The sequence below is a fragment of the Cellulosilyticum lentocellum DSM 5427 genome (assembly GCF_000178835.2).
Taxonomy (GTDB): domain Bacteria; phylum Bacillota; class Clostridia; order Lachnospirales; family Cellulosilyticaceae; genus Cellulosilyticum; species Cellulosilyticum lentocellum.
The window spans coordinates 3,052,180-3,071,819 of sequence record NC_015275.1; the positions used below are offsets into that span (position 1 = coordinate 3,052,180).

General features: G+C 35.2%; 17 protein-coding genes. All 17 read right to left on the reverse strand.

Annotated elements, in window-relative coordinates; genetic code table 11:
• Positions 1 to 33 precede the first annotated feature (33 nt).
• Positions 34 to 249, reverse strand: a complete 216-nt coding sequence (locus CLOLE_RS14080; RefSeq protein ID WP_013657801.1) for a (2Fe-2S)-binding protein — start codon at positions 247 to 249, stop codon at positions 34 to 36.
• A gap of 385 nt (positions 250 to 634) precedes the next feature.
• The gene (locus tag CLOLE_RS14085; RefSeq protein ID WP_013657802.1) at positions 635 to 811 is read right to left on the reverse strand and encodes a (2Fe-2S)-binding protein; all 177 of its coding nucleotides are present in this window, start codon (positions 809 to 811) and stop codon (positions 635 to 637) included.
• A 74-nt stretch (positions 812 to 885) separates the two neighbouring features.
• Positions 886 to 1,062, reverse strand: a complete 177-nt coding sequence (locus tag CLOLE_RS14090; protein WP_013657803.1) for a (2Fe-2S)-binding protein — start codon at positions 1,060 to 1,062, stop codon at positions 886 to 888.
• A gap of 106 nt (positions 1,063 to 1,168) precedes the next feature.
• A complete protein-coding gene (locus CLOLE_RS14095) occupies positions 1,169 to 2,500 on the reverse strand; it encodes an FAD-dependent oxidoreductase (RefSeq protein WP_013657804.1) in 1,332 nt (443 codons plus the stop codon).
• 311 nt (positions 2,501 to 2,811) lie between these two features.
• On the reverse strand, positions 2,812 to 3,417 hold the full coding sequence (locus CLOLE_RS14100; protein WP_013657805.1) for a peptidoglycan recognition protein family protein: 606 nt from the start codon (positions 3,415 to 3,417) through the stop codon (positions 2,812 to 2,814).
• Between the two features lie 172 nt (positions 3,418 to 3,589).
• Complete coding sequence (rnr, locus tag CLOLE_RS14105; RefSeq protein ID WP_013657806.1) at positions 3,590 to 5,791, reverse strand: ribonuclease R; 2,202 nt, start codon at positions 5,789 to 5,791, stop codon at positions 3,590 to 3,592.
• A gap of 216 nt (positions 5,792 to 6,007) precedes the next feature.
• Positions 6,008 to 6,415, reverse strand: a complete 408-nt coding sequence (gene secG / locus CLOLE_RS22530; RefSeq protein WP_013657807.1) for a preprotein translocase subunit SecG — start codon at positions 6,413 to 6,415, stop codon at positions 6,008 to 6,010.
• A gap of 87 nt (positions 6,416 to 6,502) precedes the next feature.
• Positions 6,503 to 7,258, reverse strand: a complete 756-nt coding sequence (locus tag CLOLE_RS14115) for a hypothetical protein (RefSeq protein ID WP_013657808.1) — start codon at positions 7,256 to 7,258, stop codon at positions 6,503 to 6,505.
• 916 nt (positions 7,259 to 8,174) lie between these two features.
• Positions 8,175 to 9,491: a phosphopyruvate hydratase gene (gene eno, locus CLOLE_RS14120; RefSeq protein ID WP_013657809.1), complete on the reverse strand. Its 1,317-nt coding sequence runs from the start codon at positions 9,489 to 9,491 to the stop codon at positions 8,175 to 8,177.
• A gap of 141 nt (positions 9,492 to 9,632) precedes the next feature.
• On the reverse strand, positions 9,633 to 10,028 hold the full coding sequence (locus CLOLE_RS14125; protein WP_013657810.1) for a hypothetical protein: 396 nt from the start codon (positions 10,026 to 10,028) through the stop codon (positions 9,633 to 9,635).
• Between the two features lie 254 nt (positions 10,029 to 10,282).
• Positions 10,283 to 11,053, reverse strand: a complete 771-nt coding sequence (locus tag CLOLE_RS21975; RefSeq protein ID WP_050794688.1) for a copper amine oxidase N-terminal domain-containing protein — start codon at positions 11,051 to 11,053, stop codon at positions 10,283 to 10,285.
• A 469-nt stretch (positions 11,054 to 11,522) separates the two neighbouring features.
• Positions 11,523 to 13,058, reverse strand: a complete 1,536-nt coding sequence (gene gpmI / locus CLOLE_RS14135) for a 2,3-bisphosphoglycerate-independent phosphoglycerate mutase (RefSeq protein WP_013657812.1) — start codon at positions 13,056 to 13,058, stop codon at positions 11,523 to 11,525.
• Between the two features lie 26 nt (positions 13,059 to 13,084).
• The gene (gene tpiA / locus CLOLE_RS14140) at positions 13,085 to 13,828 is read right to left on the reverse strand and encodes a triose-phosphate isomerase (protein WP_013657813.1); all 744 of its coding nucleotides are present in this window, start codon (positions 13,826 to 13,828) and stop codon (positions 13,085 to 13,087) included.
• Between the two features lie 158 nt (positions 13,829 to 13,986).
• Complete coding sequence (locus tag CLOLE_RS14145) at positions 13,987 to 15,201, reverse strand: phosphoglycerate kinase (RefSeq protein ID WP_013657814.1); 1,215 nt, start codon at positions 15,199 to 15,201, stop codon at positions 13,987 to 13,989.
• Between the two features lie 134 nt (positions 15,202 to 15,335).
• Complete coding sequence (gap, locus tag CLOLE_RS14150; RefSeq protein WP_013657815.1) at positions 15,336 to 16,343, reverse strand: type I glyceraldehyde-3-phosphate dehydrogenase; 1,008 nt, start codon at positions 16,341 to 16,343, stop codon at positions 15,336 to 15,338.
• Between the two features lie 140 nt (positions 16,344 to 16,483).
• The gene (locus CLOLE_RS14155) at positions 16,484 to 17,521 is read right to left on the reverse strand and encodes a sugar-binding transcriptional regulator (RefSeq protein ID WP_013657816.1); all 1,038 of its coding nucleotides are present in this window, start codon (positions 17,519 to 17,521) and stop codon (positions 16,484 to 16,486) included.
• A gap of 290 nt (positions 17,522 to 17,811) precedes the next feature.
• A complete protein-coding gene (locus CLOLE_RS14160; protein WP_013657817.1) occupies positions 17,812 to 19,500 on the reverse strand; it encodes a Na/Pi cotransporter family protein in 1,689 nt (562 codons plus the stop codon).
• Positions 19,501 to 19,640: the final 140 nt, after the last annotated feature.

Here is a 19,640-nt window from a genome sequence, read left to right on the forward strand (position 1 = left end):
TTTCTATGTGCTTGACTCAGCTAGAAGTTAGGTTTAAAAACTACCTTCTTCTTTATATCTAGCTAATAGATCTTCAATGCTACCTTTACACTTTCTACCATGACAAGAACCACTCATAGCTCCTGTCTTAGCTTTGACCTTCTCCATTGTATCTGCACCATCCATAATGGCTGCTTTAATTTTAGCTCTTGTCACTTGTCTACAAACACAAGTTTTAGTTAGTCGATCTTTAATTTCTTCTTCGTTCATTTCTATCCTCCTTTCTATTCCATTTATCTTTAATAGTAGATACCTATTTATTTCTCACTCTATTATATGATGAAGGCTTCTTTAGCCTCATCACTCTCATATGTCATGCTTTTTCATTATTATTGTTCTCATTGTCGTTAAGCAGTTTTTTAAGCTGTTAGTCATTAACTAGTAATTCCCTTTTTTTCGTTAAGTAGCCTCATTAGGGAGAAAAGCTATCTACTGAAGGCTACCTTGGAGCTGAGTTTAGAACTTCTTAGTAAAACGAGACAGTAGCTGAAAGTAGGTAGCTTTTCGGACTAATGAGGCGGCCTTAAGACAATAAAGAGGGCATTGCCATCTCGCAATACCCTCTGCTTTAAACAAATGCTTAGTGTTCGGTTGGCTATTCTTTGTCTTTTAACATCCTATGAATCTGACCTTTACAACGTTGTCCTTTGCAAGCACCTGCGCCTGCTCCTGTAGCAGCTTTAACACCCTCTAAGGTTGTTGTTCCATGATCAAGTGCTCTTTGAATACTTTCCTCTGAAACATGCTTACATAAACAAACTTGTTTGCTCATAGATTGTTCTCCTTTAGCGCTCACTTAAGTTATCATTCAAACTTCCTCTAAGCGTTGGTTTGTTTATTAGAAAACTATTTGTTAGCTTCGATTAAGGCTTCAATTTTCGCTTTGCAACGTCCACCGTGGCAAAAACCTGTTGTAGCTCCTGTAGCTTCTTTAACAGCATCTACAGTATCAGCTCCTTTTTTGATAGCCTCTACAATTGTTTCCTCAGAAATATTTTTACATAAACAAATAATATCGCTCATTGTCCCACTCCTTTAAATCTTATCTCGGTATTATTTTCTCCAGGAATCTTACACACATACCTTGTAAGTTTCCCCATTTATCCATTATATGGTAATTTTGTCATTTTTACAATGTTTCTAATGCTGCTTGATTTAATAAGCCCCAAGGTTTATTAAAATGTGGTTGGAAGAAGAAATCAGTCATTGCTAATTCTTCTACTGTCATTTTATTTTGGATGACTACAGAAAGGGTATTCATCATTTCTGTTAAATCATATTTAGATAAAATCTGACCGCCTAAGACCACTCTTGAGCTTGCATCATAAACTAATTTAAGCATTACTTTTTCGTTAGTTGGCATAAAGCCTGGGCGGTAAACATCTTCTACCATAACACTTGCTACTTCTTTAGAAGTTGTTGCTTTAGCTACTTCTTCTGTCATACCTGTAGAAGCAATGTCATAGCCATAGATCTTAATACCTGAAGTACCTTGTGTACCCATGTATTTAAGCGTTGGTTTCACTAAGTTTTTAGCTACTAAAGTACCCATTCTTACAGCATTAGTTGCAAGTGGAATATAACGTGCTTCTCCTGCTGGGTTAAAACGTACCACGCAGCAATCTCCAGCTGCAAATACATCTTTACGGCTTGTTTCCATATATTCATTGATTAAGATAGCACCATTAGGTAATGTATCTAATCCATCCTTTACAAGGGTTGTATTAGGTTTGAAACCAATGCAAAGCACTACTAAATCTGCTTCAAAACTATCTTTATCGGTAATAACCTTCGTTACATGACCATTTTCACCTTCAAAGCGTTCTACCATTTGGTCTAAAGCAAGTTTAACACCTTTTTCTTCAAAAGCTTTTTCTGCTACTGTTGTAAAAGGCTCATCTAGATATTTACTCATAATGCGTGTTTCTGCATCGATTAAAGTAACATCTTTTCCTTTCATTTCAAAGGCTTCGGCTAATTCTACACCAATGTAGCCTGCACCAATAACAACTACCTTTTTAGCTGATTTTGCTTTTTCTATAATCACTTGTGCATGGTTATAGTTTTTGCAAAGCTCGATATTACCAAGGTCTATTCCGTCAAGCGGTGGAATGATTGGCCATGAACCAATAGTAAGTACTAATTTATCATAGTGATCTGTTGTTACTTCATTTGTATTAAGATCTTTTACTTCTATTTTTTTATTTTCAAAGTCAATATGTGTGACATCATGTTCCATCTTTGTAACCACACCAAGAGCCGCTAAGCCTTCTGGTGAATTATAAAATAGACTTTCTGTAGTAGGTACAACACCACCTACATTTAAGGCAATACCACAAGATAAAAAGGAAATATTATTGTTTCTTTCATAAACGGTTACTTCTGCATCTTTATGTTCTTTTTTAATGTTTACAATAGCTGCGGTTCCTGCATGTGTACATCCTATAACAATTACCTTCATTGTGATACCTCCAATGTTTTTTTCAAAATGTTAGCCTCGTTTATTTATTATACGAGGATTTATAATTAATATACCACTAAGAATAATTATTATCAACTAAAAATTACTTTTTTGATTATTTCTTAACGAGTTAAATTTTGGCAAGAAAAAAGAACCAAGTTATTGTAAACTAAGTTCTTCCTTATGTTAATCAACTCCTGTTAATATCTCATTCATCATCCAAAGAAGACTTCATCCTTTAATAGAGCTTTTAAAAACCACCTCTTCGCAGCTAAGTTTGTCTATTCCTAAACATACTTTTATGATCCTACTTACTTTTCATTTTCCATTAAAGTTTGATAAGCATCCTCCACTCTTTCTAGAAAGTGTCCCCAATGATTTAAAATAAGTCTTGGACATTCCTTACCACTGCAATCTTGGTGGGTTTTTACCTGACTAAGTGGAATATCATAGGTTTTCATTAAATAAGCAATCATCTGTACGGCATTCTCTTCTGCTGCTTCATAATTACCAGATTCACAAATTTCAATACCGATGCCTTCCTTATTATCTTTACTGCTACCTGCATGAAAAGCGACTTCAGTAACTGGTACTGCTTCTACAATTTCATTCTCATCCACTACCATATGAAAGGAAGTACTTGAAGTATTTGTAGGGTTCACCAAGTAGTCCCTTTCATTTTGCGCTGTACTATTAAGATTAGCTGTATTATGCACTACAATTGATTTAATGCGCCTTTTCACCCCTGGTCTTTTATTAGACTCTGGAATATTTTCTATTTGATAAGGAATCCCTATGGCTGCTTCTACCTGTCCTACTTCGATAGGCTTTTGATGTGGACGCCATAAAATCCCCATGGTCATGACAAATAAGCTTCCTATAATGAGAAGCATCGCTATTTTTTTAATGACTTTCACTTTAATCCCCCTATAAATTCAATAGCTTACTATTGCTGTCTATTTTCTCATGTATTCATTCTCTTATGATATGTCATTATACTACAACTTTTTTATCAAATCCACAAACTAATCTTGGAAGTCATAAAAGGCCTAGATGAGGCTATATACCTCATCTAGGCCTTTTTACTCTTTATTCATTGTCTGCTTCATCTTTAACTGTTACAAGACTGCCTTGGTCTTTGTAAAACTCTTCTTCACTTACAAATCTAAAGTCAATGGTACGTGTCATTAAATCTGTCTTAATAACTTGTACATGTACTTTATCACCTAGGCGATAAATTTGTTTACTGTGTTCACCAATCCAGCGATGTCCTTCTTCATCAAAGATATAGTAGTCATCTGCCATTTCTGTCACATGAACTAAACCTTCTACTGTATTAGGAAGTTCCACGTAGCAGCCCCAAGAGGTAGTCCCTGTAATAGCCCCTTCGAACATCTTTCCGATGAACTGCTCCATGTATTCTACTTTCTTGAGTTTGATTGTTTCACGTTCTGCTTCATCTGCTCTTCTTTCACGAAGAGAACATTGCTTAGAAACCTCTGGCATACGTTCTAATAATTTTGCTTCTTTCTTACCTTTTAATTCATTATGAAGGTTGTATTTAATAATACGATGAATTTGAAGGTCTGGGTAACGACGAATAGGTGAAGTAAAGTGGCAGTAATACTTAGCTGCTAAGCCAAAGTGACCATTGCATTCTGCTGTATAACGTGCTTGCTTCATAGAACGAAGGAGCAAGTGACTAATAATACTTTCTTCTGGTTTACCTTCAATCTCTGCTAATACCTTTTGCATATCCTTTGGATGAATCTTAGTCGTGTTGCCTTTTATCTGATAACCAAAGTTATTGATGAATTCTGTAAGGGCTAAAATCTTTTCTGGGTCTGGATCTTCATGGCTACGATAAACAAAAGGTTTTTCTTGCCAGAAATAATCTTCTGCAATGGTTTCATTACATACAAGCATAAATTCTTCGATAATACGTGTGGCTACATTACGATCATATGGCTTCATTTCAAGAGGGACACCCTCTTTATCTAAAATCACTTTAGTCTCAGGGAAGTCAAAATCAATAGCACCACGTTTCATACGTTTCTTACGTAAAACATCAGCTAACTCTTCCATGGTCTTAAACATTGGAATAAGGTCTTTATAGCGTTCTTTTACATCTTCATCTTCATCTAGAAGGATCTTTTTCACATTCGTATAAGTCATACGTTCGTCAATGTTAATAAGTGTCTCCATAATTTCATGGCTTTGGACGTTTCCATTCTTGTCAATCACCATCATACAAGTTAAAGCTAGCCTGTCTACATGGGCATTTAAAGAACAAATACCATTACTCAGCTTATGAGGGATCATTGGAATAACACGGTCTACTAGATAAATACTCGTTCCTCTTTCATAAGCTTCTTTATCTAGTGGTGAATGTTCTTTTACATAATGGGTAACATCTGCAATGTGTACGCCTAAACGATAGTTGCCATTTTCTAGTTTTTCAATAGAGATAGCATCATCTAAGTCTTTGGCATCTTCACCATCAATGGTTACCATTTGAATAGCTCTTAAATCAGTTCGGCCCTTTTTATCTTTATCGGCTACTTCAGAAGGAATATTTTCAATTTCCTTCATCACATCCTCTGGGAATTCTCTTGGTAAGTCATACTGATAAATAATAGATAAAATATCTACACCAGGATCATTGATATGTCCTAAAATAGAAATAACTTGCCCCTCTGGATTACGACGTTCCTCTGCCCAATCTGTAATTTTAACAAGTACTTTATGCCCTGTTACTGCACCTTTAGAAAACTTTTTAGGGATGAAGATATCCCTTGTATATTTTTGATCATCTGGTACTACAAAACCAAAGTTTTGACTTTCCTCATAAGTACCTACCAGACTTTCTGGTCCACGTGTTAAGATTTCAATAACTTCTGCTTCTGCACGTTTCTCAGCTGTCGCTGGTCTTGTGATACGGCACATAACTCTATCTTTATGCATGGCACCATTAACACCTGAAGCAGGAATAAAGATATCCTTTTCTTCTTCATCTAGAATAAGAAAACCAAACCCCTTTGGATGTCCTTGAAAGGTTCCTGCTACTAAATTATACGTCTGTGGTACAGCAAATTTGCCACGTTTGGTACGAATGATTTTACCTTCTGCAATAAGTTCGCCTATAATTTCTTCTAATTCTGGTCTGTCTGAAGGTGGAATTTGGAGCACCATTATTATTTCTTTAATCTTCATGGGTACATAATTAGGATTTTTCATCATCTCTAAAATGACTTGCTTCCTCTCTGCTGTACGGTTCATTTCTTCTCTCATGATTATCATCTCTTTTCTTTATGGATGCCCTAACATCATCTCAATGCAACACTACTATTTTATGATTTCTTTCCTACTTCTATTATACCATATTTTACATATGATTATTTACTTATTTGACCTATTTACTAACTTTATTTTAAAGTCTAACAAAATAGGGATCTCTTTTTTGACAAAATAAAAAACACTCTACAGAAAATGTAAAGTGTTTGATATTTATTGTGCTGGTGATGCTGATGGTTCAGCTGATGGTGATGCACTTGCATCTGCATTATCTGTCGCTTCTGTTGTAGGTGCTGTAGAAGCTCCTGCATTATCAGTTGCTTCAGCTGATGCTGACGCAGAAGGTTGTACAATTTGTGCATTTGAAGCATTTGTATTATTAGGCATAAGCATAAGAATAAATGCTGCTAATACAAATACACCTGCCATGATCTTCGTCCATCTTTCAAACTTACCTTCTAAAGTATGTTTTTTGTTCTTATCCCAGTATGAATCGCTATTTGCTGCTCCCCCAATTGAGCCAAGTCCTGCAGACTTACCTTCTTGAAGTAAAACAACAACTGTAATTGCAAACGCTGCAATAAGAAATACAATGATTAAAATCATCTTCAGTATTGCCATGACTTAAAGCCTCCTTGAAACCATATGGTATACATATCTTTACTCATCATAGCAGATATTCGAAGAAAAATCAACAATCATACTTTTTTATGCAAATATTAATGAAAATCCCAAAATAATAACTTCTAATAGACTCACAATAATCGTTGCTTTTTTCTTGCTTTTGTGTGTTACCATACTATAGCCCATAATTAAATAAATCATACATACTATTCGTTCTAAAGAGAAAAAGCTTAAAATCGTCATGAGTGTATTATTTGCCATTAAGGTTGTTCGATCAAATAAACTTGCTAGATTAAAGACCATGTAATTAACACCTATCAGATTAGCCGCAAAATAATCTACTGTTTGAACTACTAAACTAATAAATAACCCTAATAACATAACAGTATAAAGCGATGCAAATTTACATCTGTCCTTTGCTATTACTTTTAATATTTGAAGCACAATAGTTTGTACGAAAGCTATTGCAAACAAAGCAACAAATGAGCTAATGGCTCCAATAATTAGGGTTACTATGTACTGCTGACCAATCATATCTTCAGCCACATCTTTGTTTCGTAAAGCATCATAAACCATTTGCCTTATTTCTGGATTAATATGCTGCATGAAGGTGATTAAAATAATAAATAAGATAAACCCTACAACTGCAATACTATTACCTTTAGGTGGTTCATGCAATAAATTTTCTTGCATCATTTTGCTAGGTGCAATAATACTATTAATAAAATGCTTATACCAAGGGGTAACCACCCTTGTTTCTTCTTCAATTAAGCGTTCACGGTCTACAACGGCAAAACCACCATCAAAGGTGTCTCTTTCTTCTTTTTTTAATTCGCTCATTTTCTTCCTCCCTACTTGATATGAGTTTGGTTATTGTCATGCTTTTTATTTTTAATTAAATTAATATCCACTTGTTTATTATACCTATTGTTTTCAGTTAATCAATAATCTTTACATTATTTTTATAAAATATTTTAAGACTCACTACGTTAATGCTCAAATACCAAATTGGTTTTCGAGAACTAACTAGCCACACACAAATTGAAATTTGTCGGGGAGTGAACTTAGTGCTTCAAAAAAATGTGAACCGGAACAACGGAAGGCACCCATACCCTATCATTTTCTCTCAGACGTACTTCTCATAAACTACAAGACAAATTTCAATTTATAGGAGTTATGAATAGCAAAAAAAATAGCTTACCAAGTGCTATTTGTACTTGGTAAGCTATTTGGGGTTCCAGACTCTTGAAATTTACTTTCATCACTAGCTAAATAGACCTTAAGCAAAGCGCAAAATGGCTCCTCAGCACGTATGCGTTATAGCGTAGTGCCTACTAAAACTAGCTATGAAAGTTCAACCAATGAGTGAGGAGCTCTTAAAAGTCTTGGCCGGTGCACCCTAGGCTAGGAAGCTAAGACCTTAAGACTCTGGTTTAAAACTTTATTGGGTAATACTAGGTATAAAAACATTGAAAACAACTTATAAGTGGCGCCTTCCTTGCAGCGCACAAGTGAACATTTTCCTTAAGTCCAGAGGTACCTATAACAATAGATTGAGACTTGGCTGACCCGGTCAGTTCCTCAGGTTGAAGCTGTGGTAATTATGCCGTGGGAAGTTATTTATTTTGTTTTTACACTTATATATATGTGGTCAAGTAGTCGAATCCCTAATAAAAATTAATAAAAATAATAGCTACATTTTACAACAGAAAAGAGAGGGTATTCATGTCCTCTCTTTTCTATATAGCTTATTGAGTTATTTAAGGTTAAAGAAAGATTTTCTTCCTCTAAATTCTGCAATATCTTCAAGTTCTTCTTCAATACGAAGGAGTTGATTGTATTTAGCAGTACGGTCAGAACGTGCTGGAGCACCTGTTTTGATTTGTCCTGCATTAACAGCTACTACAATATCTGCTACTGTGTTGTCTTCTGATTCACCTGAACGGTGTGAAACAACAGCTGTATAACCTGCACGGTTAGCCATTTCAATCGCATTGAAAGTTTCTGTAAGTGTACCAATTTGGTTAACTTTAATTAAAATAGAGTTACCTACACCAGCTTCGATACCTTTTTCAAGAATGCTTGTATTTGTTACAAATAGGTCATCTCCTACAAGTTGAATACGTTTACCAAGTCTATCAGTAAGGAGCTTCCAACCTTCCCAGTCATTTTCTCCTAAACCATCTTCGATAGAGATAATAGGGTATTTATTAACTAGAGCTTCATAGTAGTCTACCATTTCTTCTGACGTACGTACTACATCTTTGCCTGTCATCTTGCTTTCGCCTTTGAAGTAATATTTCTTATCATCTTTGTTATAAAGTTCAGAAGCAGCTGCATCCATGGCGATGAACATCTCTTCACCTGGTTTATAACCTGCTTTTTCAATAGCTTCTACAATTAGATTTAAAACATCATCAGCTGTTGCAAGGTCTGGTGCAAAACCGCCTTCATCACCAACACCTGTAGCAAGACCTTTACTATTGAGTACTTTTTTAAGTGTATGATAAGTTTCTACACACATACGAAGTGCTTCTTTAAAGGAAGGTGCTCCTACTGGCATAATCATAAACTCTTGTAAGTCTACTGTATTATCAGCATGTTCACCACCATTTAATATATTCATCATAGGTACAGGTAATACTTTGGCATTAATGCCTCCTAGATATTGATATAGTGGCATACTAAGTGCATTAGCAGCTGCTTTTGCTACGGCCATTGACACACCTAAAATAGCATTAGCACCTAATTTAGATTTAGTAGGTGTACCGTCTAAATCAATCATTACTTTATCAATAGCTGCTTGATCTAGAGCGTTCATACCAATAACAGCTTCTGCAATAATGTTATTGACATGATCAACTGCTTTTGTTACACCTTTACCCATATATCTGTCTTTATCATTATCACGAAGTTCTAAGGCTTCTCTTTCTCCAGTAGAAGCACCTGAAGGTACAATGGCAGATCCCATATAATCACCTTCAACAATAACTTCAACTTCAATGGTAGGATTAGCTCTAGAGTCTAATACTTCTCTTGCAAATACATCTAAAATTTCAATATATCCTTTCATTTAACAAACCTCCTTTTAATTAACTATTCTCTCGTATTTTTACCAACGCTTATTTAATTTATGCACTAGCACTTATGATGTCTCAATACAAGTTTTTATATTAAATATTATTTAATCTTTTCATTTATTTTTTACTACTATTTATACTTTAATATTATTACTAAAATTAACTTTTGTCAAATAATAATTATTATCCATTAGAAAATAATATGTCTTCATTCCTTGCTCACTGAAATATTGCCTGATACCTTTCTGGTAGACATAGCCAGATTTCATTTTACCTGGCATCTTGTTATAGATATCATTACCTACAGCTTCAATCCCAAAGTGCCTTAATAAAAATGCGGTCGAAAATGCTGAACAGTTATAACCCTTCTGTATATCCATTCGGTTTTCCTTCTCTATCAAAAAGGCTTCAAGATAATTTCCTTTTTTAAAATGCGGTATAGGAAGTGTCATCAATCTCCAATCTATAACCATAGTGATGATAAACCAATTTAAAAGCGTTAAAATAATTCCCCCAACTATATATTTCATACTTATATTTCGCCCTATTTCCCACCATAAAATTTATATCTATTTAAAAATTCCACAATATTATTTACTATTATTATAACATTTTGGCATTTTAAAGAGTAGCTTCTTCTTTAAACTTTTTAATTTCAATTTTTGATTTTTACTTACTCTTTATACATACTTTACCTATATCATCATACAAAAATAGAACTAGATTTTACTTAGTCCTATCTAAAATTATTCTTTTTATTAATTTCCTCTATAGCTAAAAAAGACTACTTCTTTGTAAAACTTACTGTACTATTAGTTACTTCACTATCAGCAAACATAGAAAAATAATCTACTGGGACATATAGAGTGCCTTCAATAAGGCGTGGTGCTGCTCCTGCACTAAAAGGTGCTGACATACCAATAGCTTTTACACTTGAATAGTGATATGAATCAAAGCCTACTTGTACTGTTGATGTAATACTGCCATTGTTAAGTGTACAAGTATAGCTATCAGCATCCCATGTTATTTTAAACCCCATGGCTTCTGCAACAGCCCTTATGGGTAGCATCACTTTCCCTTGATTATGACTTATCTTTAATCCTTTTAAATCTATAAGTCTACCGTCAACCTCTACATGCTCTACAAGTATTTGACTTAAAGCCGTGTATACCTTTCCTATATCAATATGACTATTTTGCATTGCCTTTGACAGTACTTCTACTTTTTCTTCATTAGGCATTATTTCTGACCAGGTATCTATTGGATAAGCTTTTAAATCTATAAGTCCTAGCTGCTCTGCTTTTTTCATTGCTGGCATTGCATAATGTGTATCCATAATAGGTATTAACTCTGTATCTGTTGTATTAATGATTGCTATAATAAACTCTGCTCTTGTAATTGCTACATCCATATTGATTTGGTGAATAGATACGAGATCCTCACTCTTTTCTACAGGTGCTACAGTAGGTACTAATTGAATCTCTTGGGCAAAAACACATGTATTTGCTAGCCCTATACATAAAGATAAACCTAATACTTTAAAATATCTTTTCATCATTATCTACTCCTTTACATGCTTATATACTATATAGGACGTCACATCATGCAGCAATGTTCCAAAAATAAAGTAAATAATACTAAAAGTTTAAATTAAACAAAAAATAGCCTATACTCCAACAATGAAGTATAGGCTTCTTTTTTATAAAAAAGTTGCGTCAAATAAGTGTCAAACGTCTTCGCCACTACTTGACAAGTATGAATCTATCAAGAGTTCAGCGCTGATAAGGTAGTGGTAGCTAATCCACTACCTTTTACCTCTTTGATGAATCATTTTTGGATGGTTGATTGGAAACTTTGTTGTCTTAAGTTTCCTTGGTACAAAAGATTGCTAGGTTATATAAGTTGTGTGTGTAATCGTATGCCTATGCTGCTTTTTGTACTAAAGTTCACCAAACCTTGTCTTCAAAGCCAATTGATTAGTTGTGTGTGTAATAGCATGGCTTTGCTGACGCTAAGTTAACACTTTATTTTACTAATAAAGATTCACCAGTCATTTCTGCTGGTTTTTCCATTCCCATCATTTCAATTAAAGTTGGAGCGATATCTGCAAGTTTACCGCCTTCTTTAAGTGTTACGCCTTCTTTATAATTAACAAGGACGAATGGTACTGGGTTAGTGGTGTGTGCAGTAAATGCACCACCTGTTTCTGGATCAATCATTTGTTCTGCATTCCCATGGTCTGCACAAATGAAAGCATATCCATTTGTTTCTTCAATGGCAGTAATCACTTTACCTACTGCTGTATCCACAGCTTCAATTGCTTTTTTAGCTGCTTCAAGGTTACCTGTATGACCAACCATATCTGGGTTAGCAAAGTTACAGATAATCACATCATATTTACCACTGCGGATAGCAGCTTCAAGTTTCTCTGTTACTTCTGGTACACTCATTTCTGGTTGTAAGTCATAAGTTGCAACTTTTGGAGATGGTACAAGAATTCTATCTTCTCCTTCGTTAGGATCTTCTTCACCGCCATTGAAGAAGAAAGTAACGTGTGCATATTTTTCTGTTTCTGCAATACGAAGTTGTGTTTTACCATTTTTAGCAAGGAACTCACCAAAAGTATTAGTAAGTTCTTCTGGAACGAAACAAACTTCTGTATTTGGCATTGTAATATCGTATTGTGTGAAAGTCGTAAAGCTATTACCAATACGTTCTCTCTCAAAACCGTTGAATGCTGGGTCACAGAATACACGAGTCATTTCACGTGCACGGTCTGGTCTAAAGTTAAAGAATACTACTGCATCTTCTGCTTTAATAGCACCAATAGCTTTGCCATCTTTTGTAATGACTGTGGGAATAACGAATTCGTCATTGACTTCTTTTGCATAAGAATCAGCCATTACTTGTACAGGATCAGTTCCTTCTTCACCTTTTCCTAAAGCAATTGCATTGTATGCCTTTTCTACACGGTCCCATCTATTATCACGGTCCATTGCATAGTAACGACCTGATAAAGATGCGATTTGTCCTACACCAATTTCTTTCATTTTAGCTACTAATGCTTCAACGAAGCTTTTACCTGATGCAGGTGGTGTATCTCTTCCGTCTAAGAAAGCGTGTACATATACTTTTTCTAAACCTTCTTTTTTAGCCATTTCAAGAAGACCATAAAGGTGCTCGATATGGCTGTGTACACCACCATCTGATAATAAACCAAATAAGTGAAGTGCACTACCGTTTGTTTTACAAACGTTCATTGCTTTTAATAAAGCTTCATTTTTAAAGAATTCCCCATCTTGGATGGCTTTTGTAATACTTGTAAGTTGTTGGTAGACAATACGTCCAGCACCCATATTTAGGTGACCAACTTCTGAATTACCCATTTGTCCATCTGGAAGACCTACAGCCATACCACTAGCATAGCCTTTTACAGTAGGATATTTCTTCATAATGGCATCAATATTTGGTTTGTTAGCTTCGGCAATTGCATTAGCTTCCATGTTTTCATTGATACCGAATCCATCCAGAATGAGTAATAAGGTTGTTTGTTTACTCATTTTTTTGTCCTCCTTCTTATTACTTTTTAGTAGTTAACGATTGAAGTAAATTCAGCTTTAAGAGAAGCACCACCAACAAGGCCACCATCAATGTTACCCATGTTGAATAATTCATTTGCATTACCAGCATTTACGCTACCGCCGTATTGAACACGTACTTCATCAGCAACTTCTTGTCCATAAACTTCAGCAACTACTTCTCTAATGGCTTTACATACCTCTTCAGCTTGAGCTGAAGTAGCTGTTTTACCTGTTCCGATTGCCCAGATTGGTTCATAAGCAATTACTACTTTTTTAGCATCTTCTGCTTTTACATCTTTAAGAGCAACTTTTGTTTGAAGACGTACAAGGTCGATTGTAATGCCTTGTTCTCTTTCTTCTAAACTTTCACCAACACAAAGGATTGGTACTAAGTTATGCTCAATAGCTTTTAATACTTTTTTATTAACTGTTACATCTGTTTCAGCGAAATATTGTCTTCTTTCTGAGTGACCAATAATCACATATTTAACACCAAGCTCTACAAGCATGCTTGGAGCGATTTCACCTGTATAAGCACCATTTTCTTCAAAGTGCATGTTTTGTGCACCTACAGCAATGTTTGTTCCTTTAACTGCATCAAGTACAGCTGGAAGGCATACAAATGGTGGACATACTACTACGTCAACATCAGTTGTATTGATTTCATTTTTTAAAGAATTGATAAGTTCTACAGCTTTAGCTGGAGTCATGTTCATTTTCCAGTTACCAGCAACGATTTTTTTACGCATATAAAAACACTCCTTTAGTTTTTATGGTCTACGTTTTTAGGAATTGGCGTTCACTAAAACGTTTTATGTTTAGCTTTTGTAAGAGATGGCTATACTTTAACAAATAGCCTTAGCTTTTCTTAAAGTATAGCCTTTATTGATTAGCCTAAGGCCAAGTCTTATTTGTTATCAGCTGCTGCTACACCTGGAAGTTCTTTACCTTCTAAGAATTCAAGTGATGCACCACCACCTGTAGAGATGTGGCTCATTTTATCAGCAAAACCAAGACGTTTAACAGCATTTACAGAGTCTCCTCCACCAACTACTGTTGTAGCATCTGCAAGATCAGCTACTGCACCACATACTGCAAGCGTACCAGCTGCAAAGTTTTCAAATTCGAATACACCCATAGGTCCATTCCATACAACTGTTTTAGCTCCAGCTAAAGCATCTTTGTATAACTCGATTGTTTTTGGTCCGATATCGAATCCTGACCAACCAGCTTCGATTGTGTCAACTGTAGCTCTTTCTGTATCGTTAGCAAATGTTTTACCAACTACGTGGTCAACTGGAAGTAAAAGTTTAACACCTTTAGCTTCAGCTTTTTTAACCATTTCTAAAGCATAATCCATTTTGTCTTCTTCAAGAAGAGAGTTACCAACTTCTTGACCTTGAGCTTTAAGGAATGTATAAGCCATACCACCACCGATGATAAGTGTATCTACTTTATCAAGAAGGTTGTTGATTACAGCGATTTTATCAGATACTTTAGCACCACCAAGGATAGCTACGAATGGACGAACTGGATTTTCTACAGCTTCGCCTAAGAATTTAATTTCTTTTTGCATTAAGTAGCCTACTACGTTTTCTTTAGTGAATTTAGTTACACCAACGTTTGAGCAGTGTGCACGGTGAGCTGTACCAAATGCATCATTTACGAATACTTCATTATCGCAAAGAGCTGCGAGTTCTTTAGCATACTCTGCTGCATTTTCATCTTTACCGTATTTTGTTTCTTCTACTCTGTAACGAGTGTTTTGAAGTAATAATACTTCACCCTCTTTAAGGTCAGCAGCTACTTTTTGTGTTTCTGGACCTGTTACTTTAGCATCATCTACGAATTTAACTTCTACGCCAAGTCTTTCTGAAAGAGCAACTGCAACTGGAGCTAAAGATAACTCTGGAACAGCTTCTCCTTTTGGTTTACCAAGGTGTGAGCAAAGGATAACTTTTGCACCTTGATCTAATAATTTTTTAATTGTTGGGATAGCACCATCAATACGGTTGTAGTTTTGGATAACGCCTTCTTTTAAAGGTACGTTGAAATCACAACGAACAAGGACTTTTTTGCCTTGAAGATTTGTTAAATCATCTACTGTTTTTTTGTTTAACATGAGAATATCTCCTTTCGAATTTTCCATTATTTAGTATTTAAAGATAGCTAAAAAGGCCCGGTCCTATAAGTCTAACCTACAAGACCGGACCCTGTTAGGATCTTATAATAACTTCATGATTAATTTATTAAAAATTAAGCAAGTTCAGCGAAGTATTTGATTGTTCTAACCATTTGGCTTGTGTATGAATTTTCATTGTCATACCAAGAAACAACTTGTACTTGAGAAGTACCATTGTCAAGGTTAATTACCATTGTTTGTGTAGCATCGAATAATGATCCGAAGTTGATACCAACGATATCAGATGATACTAATTCTTCTTCAGTGTAACCGAAAGATGCATCAGAAGCTGCTTTCATAGCTGCATTGATTTCTTCTTTAGTTACTTTACCTTCAACGATTGCTGTAAGGATAGTTGTTGAACCTGTTGGAACTGGTACACGTTGAGCAGAACCGATTAATTTTCCGTTTAATGATGGAATAACTAAACCGATAGCTTTAGCAGCACCTGTTGAGTTTGGAACGATGTTTACAGCAGCTGCACGAGCTCTTCTGAAATCACCTTTTCTATGTGGACCGTCAAGAACCATTTGGTCACCTGTGTAAGCGTGGATTGTTGACATAATACCAGATTTAATTGGTGCTAAGTTATTAAGTGCATTAGCCATTGGAGCTAAACAGTTAGTTGTACAAGAAGCTGCAGAAATGATTGTATCTTCTTTTGTTAAGATATTTTCGTTAACACCGAATACAACTGTTGGAAGGTCATTACCAGCTGGAGCTGAGATAACAACTTTTTTAGCACCTGCATCAATGTGAGCTTGTGATTTAGCTTTTGTTACATAGAAACCTGTACATTCAAGTACTACGTCTACGTCTAATTCTCCCCATGGAAGTTCTTTAGCATCAGCTTTAGCGTAGATTTTGATTTCTTTACCATTAACAATGATTGAATCTTCTGTAGCTTCAACTGTTCCGTTGTATCTACCTTGAGAAGAATCATATTTTAATAAGTGTGCTAACATTGCTGGGTTAGTTAAATCGTTGATTGCTACGATTTCATAACCTTCTGCTCCGAACATTTGTCTGAAAGCAAGACGTCCAATACGTCCAAATCCATTAATCGCTACTTTTACTGCCATTATTGGTTCCTCCTTGAAATAATCATTTTTTTAATTTTATATTCAAATCGCCGATAATAGTATGTACTAGACCTGACGATATGATACCTGTTTCATTTTACCATCTATTCCTTGGGAATGCTATGGTAAATGTTAATTATTTAACCTTTAACGGCTAAGTGATTTAAAATCGCTGTAGCTGCATCCTCATCTACAATAAGATAACCTTCTTGAAGAAGTGACCTTGTGGCTAAAATGGCTTCTGCTTTACTCTTGCCACCAGCTACTGCAATACGAATAGGAATTTTCTTTGCCATATCTGGCGCCACACCTATCACCTCTGAAGCATAAACAACTTGTCCTTCTGCATTAAAATAATGTCTAAATGCCTCAGCTACTGCCGTCTTTTGCTCTAATAGATTAAGTACCTCTTGTGGTTCTTTACGATGTTTTGCCATTTTTAGGGCATTACCTATTCCAAATATAATCATATCTGTTTTCCCTAGTTTTTGCAATAATTTTTCTATTTGTGGTTCGTTTTTTATTAGGCTAATCGATTGATGACTAAGGTTGTCAGGGATTGTTAAAATCTCATACATACCACCTAATTTATTGGCTAATTCTACTGCAATGGTGTTAGCATGAAGCTCTACTCTTTGACCCACACTTCCTCTAGCAGGCAAGACATGTAAATTCTCATAATGCTGCTGACTCTTAGGCATATAATGTACCATGTTAGCCATGGTGGTTCCACCAGTAATGGCTATGGTCGTATGTGCAGTTAACATTTCTTCTAATAAACTGCTAACAGCAAAGCCAAGACTTGTTTTCGTTTCTTCATCTTGCTCTAGGTTACCTTTTAAAATAATGGCACGTTTTAAACCAAGCTTTTCTTTAAGTTCTTCTTCCTGCCTTGTAAGTGCTTCTAAATAGTGGAGTGGAAGATATAAAGTATTTAAAACCTCTTCTCCAGGCTTCGTAATAATAATGCCTTGCACTGTAACAGCTACTAGTCCGTTTTGTGCTAATTTATCTACTTCTCCTCTAATCGTGCGTTCTGAAAGTGCTAGATGAGTCGTTAAGCTTCTTCTACCAATAGGCCCTTTTTGCATAATGGTTTGCAGTAAAGCATAACGTACTTTAAATAACTCTATGGCTTCTGGAAGTAGTTTTTCTACTGCTACAATCTTATTTTGCATGTCGATGCTCCTCGGGAACATTTTTGTCCCATATTTTAGCTTTCTGTCCCACATCTTTATTGTATATAACTTCCTACAATTAATCAATCTTTTTATGCCATATTTTTATTTTTTTATGATAGATTTTAGTTTTTAACATTACTTACCATTTCTAGTTGTTTCAAGGTTTTGCTTTATGTCGACCTCTCAGGTATAGTTTGAAATAGCTTAATTAAAAATGATATTAAGACAAATAAAAAAAGATGTCTCATTTTGTAGACATCTTTTTTATCAAGAAGTTTATTCTTTATTTATGCAATAGGATGAAGATTCAATTCTTCTGTTGTTAATGACCTATTTTCATCTAAAATGGTTTGTGCAATATTAGAGGCATGGTCTGAAATACGTTCCACATTACTAACTGTATCTAAGAACACAATACCGGCCAAAGAGTCACAAGTATTAGAAGCAAGACGTTTCATATGACGAGAACGTAATTTTGCTTCCATGGCATCTACACTCTCTTCTAATGGTAATGCATTTTTTGCAATGGTCTTATCTCCAAACTCGTAGGCTTGAAGTGATAATTCAAAGCATTTAATAGCTGTATCTGTAATCTCTTTAAGCTCATCTATAGCTGTTTTAGAAAAATTCAAGTCTTTTTCAATTAAGCTTTGCGCCAATTCTGCGATGTTTTCTGCATGGTCACCAACACGTTCAATGTCACTTACAGTATGGAATAATCCTGTAATAACTGTATGTTCATGTTCCGAAAGAGAAACATTACTTAATTTAACGAGGTAATGATTAATGCCGTGTTGCAATTGGTTGATAATTTTTTCGCGGTCGAAAACTTCTTGTATTTTCTTTTCATCCTTATCAAATAATGCTTGTACTGCTACTTTTGCATTTTGTTCTGCAATATTACCCATACGTACGACTTCTTTAACTGCATTTTCTACAGCAAAGGTTGGTGTTTCGAGGATACGCTCATCCAGATGCTGAAGTTCTCCTTCTTCAGCCGTATCATTCCCTGGAATAATATGTTCAGCCAGATAAACAAGTACACTTGCAAATGGGAATAATAAAAAGGTATTAAGCACATTAAATATAGTGTGAACCATACTAATATGTGTCACTTCAATACTCACAGAACCTAATTCTGGTGCTACAAACTTGAAACCAATGAGTGCTAGAATTGCAAACAGAATTGAGCCCAATAAGTTAAATAAGAAGTGAACTGTAGCTGCTCTTTTAGCATTTTTACTAGCACCTATACTAGAAAGGATGGCAGTAATACAAGTTCCTATGTTTTGTCCTAAAATAATGTAAATCGCTGAATCCCAAGGTACAAGGGCAGCTGTCGCTAACGCCTGCAGAATACCAACAGAAGCTGAAGAGCTTTGGATAACCGCTGTTACAAGAGCACCTGTCAAAATACCTAATAGTGGATTTTTACCTAATATGATAAAGGCATTTTTAATTTCTTCTAATCCACTTAGTGGTTTAGCTGCATTACTCATCATATCAAGTCCTAAAAATAAAGCACCAAAGCCAAAAATAATTTGACCAATATGTTTTGCACTTTGTTTCTTAGCAAACATTGTCATAACGACACCAATAATAATACAAATTGGGGCTAGAACAGATGGTTTTAAGAAACTTGTCCATTCTCCTAAAGAAACAATCCATGCCGTAACAGTTGTTCCTATATTCGCTCCCATAATAACACCTACAGCTTGTTTAAGGGACATTAAACCTGCGTTAACAAATCCAACGACCATAACCGTAGTAGCTGACGAACTTTGTATCAGAGCTGTAACACCTGCACCTACTAATACACCTAAAAAGCGATTATTAGTAAGAACTCCTAACAAATTCTTCATTCTGCTACCAGCTGCTTTTTGTAGACCTTCTCCCATATACTCCATACCGAAGAGAAATAATCCAAAGCCTCCTAAGAAGCCTAGGGCCACATTAAGCCAGTTTATATCATTCATCATTATCCTCCCAAGGTTGTTTTACATTCAGACTCATTTTATCATCATCTTTTTTGATAAACAAGTTCTATTTTTAATTTCATAAAAAAATTTTTTTCTAGCTATTTTGACTTTTTTCATGTTTCCTTGTAATATCTAAG